This is a genomic window from Corynebacterium variabile, assembly GCF_006539825.1.
GTDB lineage: Bacteria > Actinomycetota > Actinomycetes > Mycobacteriales > Mycobacteriaceae > Corynebacterium > Corynebacterium variabile.
The window spans coordinates 122,359-135,024 of the sequence record NZ_BJNT01000005.1; the positions used below are offsets into that span (position 1 = coordinate 122,359).

Genomic DNA, 12,666 nt, shown 5'->3' on the forward strand with positions numbered 1-12,666 from the left:
GTCGGGGTGCGTGGACGTCATGTGTTCTGCTGCTCACGCCCCATACCTTAACCGTTCACAGGCTCCGGTACGCCCGTTGCCGGTCCCGAAGCGCAGATCCGGTCCGCCGCCGTCGTCACCACACCGAGGTCAAGTGATCCGTCGGCGACTCCCGCGACGACGGCATCGAGGACGCCGGATACGGCCGCTGCGTCCATCCCGGAGGACACGAGCGGGGCGTCCGCCCCGGCACGCAGGGCGGTGACCACGGCATCCCCGGGGCTGAAGTGGTCGGTGATCGCCTGCATGCCGGTGAGGTCGTCGGTGTAGATGACGCCGTCGAAGCCCGGCGCGTCATTGACCCCGCTGCGCAGCAGCCCGTAGGACGCCGGATTCAGCGAGGCCGGCGTCTCAGCACCGTTGACACCCTCGACGTCGAAGCCGGGGACCTGCATGTGCCCGACCATCACCGCGACCCCGGGGACCTGCGCCAGTTCGGCGAAGGGCTGCAGGTCCGGACCCATCTGGTCGATCGGCGGGGTGGTGACGGTGCCGAGGTGGGAATCCCCGGTGGCGTGGCCGTGGCCGGGAAAGTGCTTGATCACCGGGGTGACGCCCCCGGCGAGCAGCCCGTCGATGACCGCCCGTCCGTACTCCACCACGACGGCGGGGTCGGCGGAGAAGGCGCGGTCCCCGATGGCGTTGTCGCTGACCGCCTCGCCACCGTCGAGGTCGACGTCCGGCGCGAAGTCCACGGTGATGCCGAGGTCGCGGAGCTTGCGGGCGTGGTCGGTGAACAGTTCGGTGACCTCGGCGGGGGCCATGGTCGCCGTCATCTCCCGGGCGGAGGGCAGCGGGCCGGTGAGGTCGGCGAGCCGTTGGACCTGACCGCCCTCCTCGTCGACGGAGACGGCGAGGTCGCCGCCCGCCCGTTCCTGCAGGGCGGCGAGCGAACGGGCGGGGTCGCCCTGGCCGTTGAGGAGCGACTGGTCGGTGGTGGAACCGATGAAGATGTGGCGGACACCGGCGTCGACGGCGGTAGCGGCGTCGTCGAATCCGGTCACACCGACAGAGAGGGTGGATGCCGCCGCCCGGCGTACCGCCTCGCTGTCCGCGGGGTCGATCTCACCGACGCAGGAGACGGGCTGTTCGGCGGGCGCGGTACCCGGCGTGGTCTCCGAACTCTCTGCCGCGGACGTGGCGACGGAGGTGCCGGAGTCCGTGGAATCGGAGGAGTCGGAGGAGTCGGTCGAACAGGCACCGAGGAGGCTCCCGGAGAGGGTGGCGGTCACCGCCAGGAGTGCGACAGCGGTGGTGCGGCTGCGGGTGGTGGTGCGGGTGTACCTTCGGGCGTTCATCCTCCCGACGGTACGGGGTGGGACTACGCTCGTGTGCATGAGCAGCGACACGAACGCCCCCACCGATTCTGTCCTCATCGCCTTTGACGGTTCTGACCAGGCGAAAGCAGCCATCCGCTATGCGGCACGACTGCTGTCTACCCACAAGGCGTACATCATCACCGCCTGGGAACCGATCCACCGTCAGGCCGCCCGCGCGGCCGGTGTGGGTGGACTGGCGACCGGCGGCCAGGGGGTCAATGAAGACCCCTCGGACTACTCCACCGATCCGGCGTACATCGACGCCACGGAGATCAGCCACGCCGGGGTCGCCCTGGCCGCCGAACTTGGTTTCGAGACCGAACCCTACCTGGTAGAGTCGTCGACAGCCGTGTGGAGCGCCATCGTCGAGGCGTCCCAGGAGCTGGATGTCGACCTCATCGTCGCCGGTACCCGGGCACTGAGTGGGTGGCAGTCGCTCCTGCACTCCAGCGTGGCGGACAATCTCGTCAAGCACGCCGGTGTCCCGGTGCTCGTCGTGCCCCCGCTCGACGAGCCGCTCCAGTAACAGTTACCGCAGCACCAGACCAGAGGACAGAGAACCCATGCCCTTCGAGACCGACTCCACGCCCCGCCGTAGTCTCGGCCCCGCTGTCGCCTCCGCCGTCGTCGGCGTCGTCCTCGGCGGTCTCGTCGCTGTCGGCGTCGGCATGGTCGCCGACAGTTCCAGTCTGCCGTCGAACAACGTCGACGCGAACGACGCCGTCCTGGGCTCGGTCCAGTACGGCGAGCGGCGCTGACTGACACCACATTGACTCCGACGCTCACCAGGCGCGGGTGGATCCTCTCCACCTGCGCCTGGCTCGTGCTGTGTCTGGCCCAGGCACCGCTGCTGACCGTCGCGGACACCAAGCACGACCTCGTGGCGGACCCGTGGGGGTTCCTCCACCAGGCCCTCTCGCCGTGGACCGATGTCTTCCCCCTGGGCCAGCTGCAGAACCAGGCCTACGGCTACCTCTTCCCGCACGGGCTGTTCTTCGCCCTGCTCTCCTGGCTGCCCGACTGGCTGACCCAACGCCTGTGGTGGACGCTGCTGCTCACGCTCGCCTTCGCCGGCACGGTGAAACTGCTGGACGCGCTGGGCCCGCACGGCACCGGGTCCCGGGCGTCCCGGCTGGTCGCCGCGGTCCTGTTCGCACTCTCGCCGCGGATCATGACCACCCTCGGCGCGATCTCCTCCGAGGCGTGGACGATCGCGCTGGTGCCGTGGATCCTGCTGCCGGTGGTGCGGATCCTGGGCGCGTCTTCCCCGACCCGCCGACAGACCGCCACCGCCGCCTGTTCTTCGGCGGTGGCGGTGCTGTGCCTGGGGGCGGTGAACGCCGTCGCCTCCCTGGCTGCCGTGCTGCCGGCGGTGATCTGGTGGGTCTGCCACGCCCGCCGACCCACCGCCTGGCGCTTCCTGGCCTGGTGGGTTCCGGCGGGCGTCCTCGCGTGTTTCTGGTGGGTCGGACCGCTGCTGATCCTCGGCCGCTACTCCCCGCCGTTCACCGACTTCATCGAGTCCGCGGGGATCACCACCCACTGGTTCAGCCTCGGCGAGGTGCTGCGCGGCACCACGAGCTGGACGCCCTACCTCTCCGACGAGCGTCAGGCCGGTGCCGCACTCGTCGGCGAGCCGGTCTTCGTCGCCGCGACGCTGTTCCTCGCACTGCTCGGCCTGTGGGGACTGTCGGGCATGTCCCGCACCCGGGTGCCCTACCGTCACGTGTGGCTGGTGATGCTGGGCTGCGGGCTGCTCATCTTCGGTGTCGCCGGACCGTTCTCCCCGGTCCAGGACGCCGCCCGGTCCTTCCTCGACGGCGCAGGCGCTCCGCTGCGCAACCTCCACAAGTTCGACGCCCTGGTCCACCTGCCGCTGGTCATCGGCCTCGCCCACCTGCTGGGCCGGGTGAGCGTGCCGGGGTGGGCGCAGCGTGGCCACTGGGCACACCCCGAGAAGCACCGGCCGGTGATCATGGTGACCGCCGTCGGACTGCTCGTCGCCACCCTCACCGCCCCGGCCTGGTCCGCCCGGCTGGTGCCCGTCGACGGTTACCGGTCCGTCCCCTCCTACTGGACGGAAGCCGCGGACTGGCTCAATGACCCGGCGAACGGGGCGGCGGACTCCCGCACGATGATTCTGCCGCGGGCCGCGTCTGCCCGGCAGGACTGGGGCAACACCCGCGATGAGCCGGCCCAGGCACTGCTCGACGTCCCCTGGGTCGTCAGGGACGCGGTACCGCTGGTCCCACCCGAGGCGATCCGCGGGCTCGACGGGGTCCAGCGCGAGTTCGACACCGGGGCTCCCTCGGAATCCCTCGCCGCGGCGCTGACCCAGCAGGGGGTCGGCTATCTGCTGGTCCGCTCCGATCTCACCCGGGTCGCCGACACGCCCGGCGCGCGGTCGGTGTTGCGCACTCTGCGGAACTCCCCGGGGTTCACTGAGGAGGCGTCCTTCGGCGACGGCGACGTGCGGATCTTCCGGGTCGGTGGTGCTGACGGCGCGTCCCCGACCGCCCCGCGGACCGTGCACACCGACGATCTGGATGTCGTCGCCGGTGGCCCGGAGGTCCTGCCCCGGCTGGCCGCCGCCGACGGGGGCACCCCGCGTGACCGCGTCCTCACCGGGGACGCCGGCGACCTCGGCCTGGCCGGGCCCGTCACCGTCACGGACACTCCCGCCCTGCGCGAACACTCCTACGGCACCGTGACCTCACCGGATTCCGCGATCCGGGCGGCAGGTGACCCGTGGCGCGGGATGAACCCGGTGCGCGACTACCCGGTCGACGGCGCACAGACCACCGTCCGCGAGACCGACGGACGCCTGATCCCCAGCTCCGCCGGTGATGATCCGACGTCCTTCGGCGGGGCGGACACCCTCTCCCCGGTCTCCGCCGCCGTGGACGGCGACCCCACGACCGCCTGGTACCCGGCGTCCGGTTCCCCGGTGAACCAGTCCGTCACGGCGGAGCTCGCGCAGCCGGTCGGGCAGCTGCGCCTCACCGCCCGCGCCCAGGGCTCGGCGCTGCGGCTGCATGTCACGACGCTGCGGGGTGGGCGCACCGTGGCGTCCTCCACCGTGCAGGTACCGGTCGGCCGGGAGAAGACCTTCACCCTCCCCCCTGGTGAGGCCGACCGCGTCGAGCTGCGCATCACCGGTTCCTTCGGCAGTGCCGGGCTCAGCGAGTTCTCGCTCACCGCCCCTGACGGCACCGATGTCACGCCGCGGCGCGACATCGTCGTACCGACCCCGGAAGGACGCGAGGTCTCGCGCTGGGTGCTCGGACAGGAGATCCCCGAGGGCACGATGCGGCGCATCATCACGGTCCCTGGGCCGGGCGCGACGGTGGAGGTGTCCACCGCGGACTGCGAGGCCACGACCTCCGTCGACGGGGACGCCGTGCGCTGCGGGCAGAGCCTTGACCTGACCCCCGGGGAGCACACGGTGCACAGCACCGCCCGGTGGGTCGAACTGACGGACACGACGACGGAAGCGTCGGTGTCCGACGGAGATGCCGGCGACCGGATCGTCTACACCCCCACTTCGGTCAACGCCGGCCGGGTCGGGACACTGGATGTCGACGGGACCTCGGTGGAGCTTGAACCGGTGACCGTCAACGGCTGGTCACAGGGCTGGCTCGTCCCCGCGGACCTCGCCCCGGAGATGTCGGACGAGGACCTCGCCGCCGCGGTGTCCGTGGACTTCTCCGCGACCTCGACGTACCGGACCTGGCTGGCGGCGGGGCTCGGCACGGCGGTGCTGCTGCTCGGGGCCTGGGCGCTGCTGCTGTGGCGGGGCCGGGGTGACAGGAGGAGTGTCGGCATCACGCATCCTGAGGTCGGTTCCGTGGAGGTCCGAGCAGCCTCAGACTGCGCGATGCCGACCAGCCGGGTCGCCACCGTCGCCTGGGCAGGGGTCAGCTGGGTCCTCGCCGGCATCCCCGGCGTCCTCGCGGCGGCGGTGACCGTGGGCATCCTGCGGTACGGGCCCCGGGTGTGGTCCGGTGTCCGGCCGTCGTGGATCTTCCTCGCGTCCGGCGGTCTGGCGACCCTGCTGCTCACCCGCAGTCCGTGGGGCACCGACGGCTACGCCGGTGACTCCTCCGTCGTACAACTCGCGCTCGTCGTCTGCCTGACCGCGGTCGTCCTGACTCCCCTCGCCCGCCACCACCGCGAGACCGCCCGGCGCGCCGGATCCTCCACCAGCGCGTAGCTCAACGCCGCGACCGGCACCGAGAGGGCAGCGGTCACCGCGAAGACCAGCAGCATCACCACGTAGCCGCCGCTGAACAGGCTGATCCCCAGCAGCGGGAAGACCAGCGACAGGATCGCCATGTGCCACAGGAAGATCGAGTAGGACCAGCGTCCCAGGGTCTGCATCACCGTGCTCTCGAGGAACCGGGACCGCGGGGCCAGGGCCACCGGCACCACCAGTGCCGCGGCGAAGGCGACGCCGCAGGTCGTCCGGCGCGCGAACTCCCCCGGCGAGGCGGAGGACAGCCCCTCCGGTCCGCCGAAGGACGCCAGGACCAGTACCCCGACAGCCAGGGCGACCCACAGGAGGCGGCGTCCGGCCCAGCGTCGGACGGTCTCTGCACGGGGCCCGCCGACCTCCGCCAGCCAGCCCTCGGTCTCCGCGGCGAGCAGGCCGACGCAGAAGGAACCGAAGAAGGCCCAGGGCATGATGTGCGGATTGAGGTCGCCCGTCCGCGGCCCGGCGAGGAAGGGCCACAGCGCACTGAGCACGCCGACGGTGACGATGGCGGCGACCCGGACCGCGCGGCGTCGGCGTCCCACCGCCAGGGCCAGCAGCGGCATGACCAGGTAGAGGAACATCTCCACGCACAGTGACCAGAGGTGTGTCAGACCGCCGATCATGCCGTCGGGGACGTAGTTCTGCAGCAGCAGGAGGTTCGCGACGATCTGGAGGACGCCCGGATCACCGGCGACCGGGAAGAAGGCGATGACGATGATGACGACCGCCAGGCTGGCGGGCATGATCCGGCCCAGGCGTTTGACGTAGTAACCCGCCCAACGGCGGCGTCCTTCCGCGGAGAAGGTGAAGTCGGAGGCGTGGCGTCGCCAGAGCAGGAACCCGGAGAGCGCGAAGAAGACGGGCACGAAGAAGTCGGTGCGCGCGATGATGCGGTTGATGACCGCGCCGGTGTCGTTGCCGGTCTGGAAGGCGGCGTGGGTGAGGATGATGCCGAGCGCGGCGACGGCGCGCAGGCCCTCCAACGCCGGGAGGAAGGGGAGGCGCGACATGGATTCCGATCCTACCCCCGACACGAGGTTTCTCCCGTTAAACTAGCCCGTATGAAAAAGGTTCTCTCTCACGCGCTCATCGTCATCGGTGCCGCGCTGATCGTCATCGCCATCGCCCTGCCGATCTACGTGTTGCCGAAGGGCAAGGTGATCCCCAAGGACGTCGAGTCCTACACGGTCACCGATGAGACGGAGGGTCGCCTGCTGGACGCGGCCGCACTGGCCGCGGGCAAGCCCGTGGGAGACAACGCGAAGAAGCGGGAGTGCCGTGGCGACTCGCCCACCGTCTCCTGTTACATCTGGCCCGATGTGCCGCTCCAGAACCAGCGCCGCGTCATCGCCCAGGAGCCGACCACGGACAAGGAAGTCACCCTCGAGGCGGGAAACACCGTCTTCCGCACCGACCTGCCTGAGCCGCAGAACCTCATTGCCGCGACCATCGACCGCGTCACCCTGACCCGAAAGACCGCCTTCCCGGTCGACAAGCCTGTCTCCTCCTTCGACATGACTTCCCCGACCGTCGGTGGCGGCGTGGCCGAGGAGGACACCCCGGTGTTCGTCCGTGACGGCCTGCAGTACCAGTTCCCCTTCGGCACCGAGAAGAAGGCGTACCCCTACTTCGACGGTCAGGTCCTGAAGAGCCAGGACATCGACTTCGTCGACAAGGAGACCATGAAGGGTGAGACGGTGTACCGCTTCGAGCAGACCGTCGCCCCGACCGAGCTCTACCCGGCGGTCGAGTCCCGTCTCAACGCCGACGGTGAGCTCTCCGCGGCGGACAAGCAGTCCCTGGCAGCGCTGCGCCTGAAGTTCCCGGCGTCCACCTGGGGCCTGTCCCGCGACGAGGTCGACGGCTGGGACGAGGACGACGAGACCGGCCCCGAGGTCGAGATGTCCCGCTACTACACCGTCAACCGCACCCTGCACGTCCAACCGGACACCGGCGTGATCGTCAAGGGTGCCGAAGAGGTGTGGATGTACTACGCGCAGGATGACGAGGAAGCCGCCGAAATGGCGAAGTCGGAGAACCGCGAGAAGGAGCTGGCGAATCCGACCCGCACCGCCCTGTACTTCCCGGGCGAGTTCAACCAGGCCACCCAGGACGCGCAGATGACGCGGGCGAAGGACGCCCTGAAGAAGATGGACCTCATCGGTCAGTGGCTGCCCTGGGGTGCCGGCCTCATCGGTCTGATCCTGCTGATCATCGGTGTCGTGCTGCACCGCAGCGTGCGGAAGGGCTGAGTGACCTGACCGCAGGTACCCTGCAGAAGTGACCATCACGACCGACGCCACCGTGTCCCGCACCGGGAACCGGTGGCGTCTGTCATGGTGCGTGGTCCTGACGGCGGTCGTGCTGTGGCCTTTCGCCGTGGCCGTGGTGGCCGGGTGGGACCGGGACACTGCCCTGCTGCTGCGCGACCTGTCCGTGCCCGGGTCCATGGCGCTCAACGACCTCGCCACCGGAGCGCACGGACTGGCCCGGGCCGTTCCGCAGGACGCCGTGCTCGCGTTCCTCTCCCCGGTGCTCCCACCGACGGTGGTCGTGGGACTGCTCATGTGTGCCTGTGGTGCGGCGGGTGCATGGGGCGCCACGGTACTGGCGCAGCGGTTCGGCGCCGGGCGCGTGGGCCAGGCGCTCGCGTCTTTCCTCGTGGTGTGGAACCCGTACGTCGCCGAGCGGCTGTTGCAGGGGCACTGGTCGGTGGTCGCCGCCGGGATGCTCCTGCCGCTGGTCGCATGGCTTTCCCTGGAACGTCGTCGGGTGTGGCTCGTGGTGGCGCTCGCGGTGTGCGCGCTGACGCCGACCGGGCTGATCCTGGCGGTGGTGACCGCGGTCGTGGCGTCCGGTTGGCGGTGGTTCTCCCTGGTCCCGGCGGTCGCCGGAGCTGTACTGTCACTGCCCTGGGTCATTCCGTCGCTGGGGGACGCCTCGGCGACCCTCACCGATGCAGGTGGCGCGTCCCTGTTCGCCGCGCGGGCGGAGCCGTGGGTGGGCACGCTCGGTGCCCTCGCCGGGCTCGGCGGGATCTGGAACGCGGACGCCGTGCCGGATCACCGTGTACCGGTCGCCGGGGTACTGCTCGCCGTGGCTGCCGTGGTCGTGGCGGTGGTGCTGTGGCGACGGGGTGAATGGTCCGGCGGTCTGCGTCGGCTGTCGGTGCTGGCCGTGACTGCGGTGCTGGTGCCTGCCCTGCTGGCGACCGGGCCGGGAGTCACACTGCTCGGCGAGGTGCTGGAGATTCTCCCCGGGGCAGGGCTGCTGCGGGACACCCAGAAGTTCGTGGTACTGGCCCTGCCGGCGCTGGTGATCCTGCTCGCCCGGGTGGACGTGCCGGTGCCGCGGGTGGCATCTGCTGCCCCGGTGCTCGCGGCGGGGTTTCTGGCGTTCCTGCAGGTCCCGGCACTGCCTGTGGACCTCTCCGACCTGCGTCCGACGACGCTCGACCGCGGGTACGCCGATGCCGTGGACTCGGTGGAGGACGCCGGCGCCGGACGTACGCTGCTGTGGCCGCCGGGGAACTACCGGATCATCGACGGACGCCCGGCACTCGACCCGCTGCTGAAGATGCTGCCCGGTTCCCCGGTGGACCCCGGCTATCTCGTCGTCGACGGGCGGATCGTCGACGGGGATCCGGACACGGTACGGCTGCTGTCCGGTCTCGCCGCCGGTGACGACGGCCTGGCCGAAGCGGGTGTCGACCTGGTGCTCGTCGAGACCGACGCCACGGAGGACGCCGGGGTCAGCGTCCCCGCAGTTCTCACCGACGGGGCGTCCCCTCACGAACTGCTGTGGTCGGCCGACGGGTGGGAGCTCTACCGCGTGCGGTGACCGCCATGTCGAGTTACCACCCTCACCGGCAGCGATTCGGGGAGAAAAGCTGCCTGTGAGGGTGCTAACTCGACAGGGGACGGAGAAGAGGGGACGACAGGGCGGCAGAGAAGGGACGGCGGAGACTACTTTCCGCCCAGTGCGCCGGCCTTCCATTCCTCGATGAACTCCGGGTTGTCCTTAGCCCACTCGGCGGCGGCCTTGTCGAGGTTCTCGCCGCCGTAGTTGTCGTCGGAGAACATGACATTCTCCAGGGACGCCAGGTGCTCGTCGTCGAGGACCAGGTTCTGCAGCAACTGCGCGACATAGGGATTGTCGTCGCCGAAGCCGGTGCGAGAGAAGTTGTAGATGTTCTCCGCACCACCCATCGCACCCTCCGGATCCTCCAGGTCACGGACCGGGAAGGCGTCGTAGGCCCAGTGCGGACGCCACAGGGTCACCAGGATGTCATCACCGGCGTTGGTCGCCTTCTTCAGCTCGGCGAGCATCGCGGGGGTCGAGGAGGTGACGAAGTCCCAGTCGTCCAGACCGTAGACCGGGATGGCTTTCTCCGTCTGGGCGGTCAGGCCGGCACTGGGCTCGATGCCGACGATCCTCTTGCCGTAATCGCTGCCCATGTCCTTGAGATCGGCGATGGACTGTGCCGGAGAGTCCTCATTGACCGCGAGCGTGAGCACCGCGTTGTCGTACCAGCAGCCCAGCGGTTCGATCGAGTCCTGGTACTGCTCCAGGTACTCCTCGTGGGTGACAGGCAGCCAGGTGTCCATGACGACGTCGATGTCGCCGCGGGAGACACCGGTGTAACCGGGGCCGGCATCCAGGGCCTCGATGTCGACGGAGTAGCCCTCGTCCTCAAGCACATACTTGAGCAGGTGGGATGCGGCGAAGGACTCGTCCCAGCCGTTGAAGGCGGCAAGGGTGATCTTCTTGTCGTCGTCGACGTCCATGCCGTTGACGTCCGACGAGTTCTCACCCGGGGTGCAGTCGGCGAACCGTGCGGCGTAGGGCTCATTGCCGTTGTCACTTTCGACCTCGTCATTGGAGTTCTTCGCTCCGCAGGCGCCCAGGGAGAGGGTGAGTGCGCCGATCGCGAGGGCGGACGCGACGGTGCGGGTCTTCTGTGTGATGGTGCGCATGATGTCCTCCTACGCGTCCTGGGCCTGCTGTGCGCGGGCCTTGGCCAGCGGGGTCTTGTTGCCGAGTCCGGCGGTGACACGGTCGAGGAAGACCGCGAGGATCACCACGGCGACACCGGCATTGACACCCAGCGGGACGTTGATGCTGCTGATCGCGCTGGTGATGTCTGCGCCGAGGCCCGGGGCACCGGCCATACCGGCCAGGACCACCATGGACAGCGCCAGCATGATGATCTGATTGATACCGGCCATGATGGTCGGCAGGGCCAGGGGCAGCTGGATGCGGAACAGGATGTGGGTGCCCGTCGCACCGAAGGCGCGACCGGCCTCCACGGTCTCCTTGTCGACCTGGCGGATTCCCAGCTCGGTGAAGCGGACGCCGGGAGGCATACAGAAGATCAGGGTGGCGATCATGCCCGGGGTGACGCCGATGCCGAAGATCACGATGATCGGCACCAGGTACGCCAGGGCGGGCATGGCCTGCATGAAGTCGAGGACAGGCTTGACGATCTTCGAGACGGTCTCCGACTTCGCGGCCCAGATACCCAGCGGAACAGCCAGGACTACCGCGAAGAGCACGGCGACGAGCACCTGGGAGAGAGTCTCCATGGCCTGCGGCCACTCATCAACCGCGCGGACCAGGTAGAAGCCCAGCGCGGTGAAGACGGCGGCCTTCCAGGAGACGGCAGCCCAGGCGATGAGCGCGAAAACGATGATCATGATGTAGTAGACCGGCGTGTCCAGCACCCAGTGGAAGGCGTCGTGCAGCCCGTCGAGGACGGTACCGATGAAGTCCAGCAGCCAGCCGAAGACGTCGGTGAACCAGTCGATGAAGTCGGAGATCCAGTCTCCGAGCGGGACATCAGGATTGGCGAAGGTACCCATCAGTTCTCATCCTCCTCGGTGGCGGCGTCTGCGGCGTCTGCATCGTCGTCGTACTCGTAGTCCGGCGTCGCCATGGCGGAGACGATGTCCCCGGCCTCGACGGTGCCGACCACGGAACCGTTGTCGGCGACGGCGATCGGGCCGTCGGTGGACGCCGAGTGCTCGAACAGGTCCGAGACCATGTCGGACGCCTGGACCACCGGGAAGCTGCCGGAATCCGGGTTCGACTCGAACTCGGCCTCATCGATCGGCGTCATGATCTCTGCGGCGGTGAGGACGCGGGACCGGTCGACGTCGGCGATGAAGTCGGCGACGTAGGCGTCCGCCGGGTTCGTGAGGATCTCGTTGGCGGTGCCGATCTGGGCGACCCGGCCGTCACGCATGATCGCGATGCGGTCACCGAGCTTCATGGCCTCGTTGAGGTCGTGGCTGATGAAGATGATCGTCTTCTTCAGGTCGTGCTGCAGCTCGATGAGCTGGTCCTGCATCTCGGTGCGGATCAGCGGGTCGAGGGCGGAGAAGGCCTCGTCCATGAGCAGGATGTCGGTCTCCGCGGCGAGCGCGCGGGCCAGCCCCACGCGCTGCTGCATACCGCCGGAGAGCTGACCGGGGAGCTGGTCGCCCCAGCCGTCGAGTCCGACCTTGGCGAGCCATTCATCGGCCTTGGCCAGACGCTCCGCCTTCGGAGTCCCCTGGATCTCCAGGGCGTAGGCGGCGTTCTCGCGCACGGTGCGGTGGGGCAGCAGGGCAAAATGCTGGAACACCATGGAGACATGCTTGGCACGCAGGTCACGCAGTGATTTTCCGTCGAGTTCGGCGATGTTCTTCCCCATCACCTCGACAGATCCGGCGGTGGCTTTCCAGAGTCCGTTGATCATGCGGATCAGGGTCGATTTACCGGACCCCGACAGTCCCATGACAACGAAAATCTCTCCTTCCTCCACCTCGAAATTCACGTCGATCACGGCAGCGGTCCCCAGGGCCGTCAGCTCACTCCGGTCGGCCCCCGCCTCCAACTTCCGGATCACTTCACCAGACTTTTTCCCGAACACCTTGTAGAGGTGTTCGGCTCGCACTGCAGTCATCGGTCATCTCCTCCAGCTGTAGCAGTTACGGCTCTCGTCAGAAGAACACCCGACCACTCTACCGAATCTGAGAATTCCACTCACGGCGGAAACCTGGCATTTACCGG

General features: G+C 69.0%; 9 protein-coding genes and 1 pseudogene. 5 read left to right on the plus strand and 5 right to left on the minus strand.

The annotated features are described in order from the left end of the window. Positions 1-47: 47 nt before the first annotated feature. Positions 48-1,337 carry a glycoside hydrolase family 3 N-terminal domain-containing protein gene (locus CVA01_RS03840; RefSeq protein ID WP_244938127.1) on the minus strand — a complete coding sequence of 430 codons (1,290 nt, stop codon included), beginning with the start codon at positions 1,335-1,337 and terminating at the stop codon, positions 48-50. A 37-nt stretch (positions 1,338-1,374) separates the two neighbouring features. On the opposite strand from CVA01_RS03840, the gene CVA01_RS03845 reads away from it, so the two are divergent. The 3 genes from CVA01_RS03845 to CVA01_RS15650 are packed head-to-tail and all read left to right on the plus strand — an operon-like array spanning position 1,375 to position 5,571. After that, positions 1,375-1,884, plus strand: a complete 510-nt coding sequence (locus tag CVA01_RS03845) for a universal stress protein (protein WP_141328754.1) — start codon at positions 1,375-1,377, stop codon at positions 1,882-1,884. A gap of 37 nt (positions 1,885-1,921) precedes the next feature. Beyond that, positions 1,922-2,116: a DUF2613 domain-containing protein gene (locus CVA01_RS03850; RefSeq protein WP_014008842.1), complete on the plus strand. Its 195-nt coding sequence runs from the start codon at positions 1,922-1,924 to the stop codon at positions 2,114-2,116. Between the two features lie 11 nt (positions 2,117-2,127). Further along, the gene (locus tag CVA01_RS15650; RefSeq protein ID WP_444979567.1) at positions 2,128-5,571 is read left to right on the plus strand and encodes a DUF3367 domain-containing protein; all 3,444 of its coding nucleotides are present in this window, start codon (positions 2,128-2,130) and stop codon (positions 5,569-5,571) included. A gap of 20 nt (positions 5,572-5,591) precedes the next feature. Here CVA01_RS15650 and CVA01_RS03860 read toward each other — a convergent pair. Then, positions 5,592-6,623, minus strand: a pseudogene (locus tag CVA01_RS03860) (acyltransferase family protein); the annotation flags it as partial. A 51-nt stretch (positions 6,624-6,674) separates the two neighbouring features. Between CVA01_RS03860 and pgfA the strand changes: the two are divergent. Together pgfA and CVA01_RS03870 are read left to right on the plus strand one after the other, a co-directional pair. After that, on the plus strand, positions 6,675-7,865 hold the full coding sequence (gene pgfA, locus CVA01_RS03865) for a cell envelope lipid trafficking protein PgfA (RefSeq protein ID WP_141328756.1): 1,191 nt from the start codon (positions 6,675-6,677) through the stop codon (positions 7,863-7,865). Positions 7,866-7,893: 28 nt separating this feature from the next. Further along, positions 7,894-9,453: an MmpA family trehalose lipid delivery protein gene (locus CVA01_RS03870; protein ID WP_141328758.1), complete on the plus strand. Its 1,560-nt coding sequence runs from the start codon at positions 7,894-7,896 to the stop codon at positions 9,451-9,453. Between the two features lie 125 nt (positions 9,454-9,578). Here CVA01_RS03870 and CVA01_RS03875 read toward each other — a convergent pair whose 3' ends face one another. From CVA01_RS03875 to CVA01_RS03885, 3 genes are read right to left on the minus strand one after another with little or no spacing between them, the layout of a single operon-like run. Next, positions 9,579-10,589, minus strand: a complete 1,011-nt coding sequence (locus CVA01_RS03875; RefSeq protein ID WP_014008838.1) for a glycine betaine ABC transporter substrate-binding protein — start codon at positions 10,587-10,589, stop codon at positions 9,579-9,581. A gap of 9 nt (positions 10,590-10,598) precedes the next feature. Continuing rightward, on the minus strand, positions 10,599-11,474 hold the full coding sequence (locus CVA01_RS03880) for an ABC transporter permease (protein ID WP_141328760.1): 876 nt from the start codon (positions 11,472-11,474) through the stop codon (positions 10,599-10,601). Continuing rightward, positions 11,474-12,559, minus strand: a complete 1,086-nt coding sequence (locus CVA01_RS03885) for a quaternary amine ABC transporter ATP-binding protein (RefSeq protein ID WP_141328762.1) — start codon at positions 12,557-12,559, stop codon at positions 11,474-11,476. Before CVA01_RS03885 ends, CVA01_RS03880 begins: the two co-directional genes overlap by 1 nt. Positions 12,560-12,666: the final 107 nt, after the last annotated feature.

Excerpts from the sequence above, each read along its gene's own strand:
- CVA01_RS03875 (WP_014008838.1), bottom strand. The coding sequence starts at position 10,589 with ATGCGCACCATCACACAGAAGACCCGCACCGTCGCGTCCGCCCTCGCG.
- CVA01_RS03845 (WP_141328754.1), top strand. The coding sequence starts at position 1,375 with ATGAGCAGCGACACGAACGCCCCCACCGATTCTGTCCTCATCGCCTTT.
- CVA01_RS03885 (WP_141328762.1), bottom strand. The coding sequence starts at position 12,559 with ATGACTGCAGTGCGAGCCGAACACCTCTACAAGGTGTTCGGGAAAAAG.
- CVA01_RS03840 (WP_244938127.1), bottom strand. The coding sequence starts at position 1,337 with ATGAACGCCCGAAGGTACACCCGCACCACCACCCGCAGCCGCACCACC.
- pgfA (WP_141328756.1), top strand. The coding sequence starts at position 6,675 with ATGAAAAAGGTTCTCTCTCACGCGCTCATCGTCATCGGTGCCGCGCTG.
- CVA01_RS03850 (WP_014008842.1), top strand. The coding sequence starts at position 1,922 with ATGCCCTTCGAGACCGACTCCACGCCCCGCCGTAGTCTCGGCCCCGCT.
- CVA01_RS03880 (WP_141328760.1), bottom strand. The coding sequence starts at position 11,474 with ATGGGTACCTTCGCCAATCCTGATGTCCCGCTCGGAGACTGGATCTCC.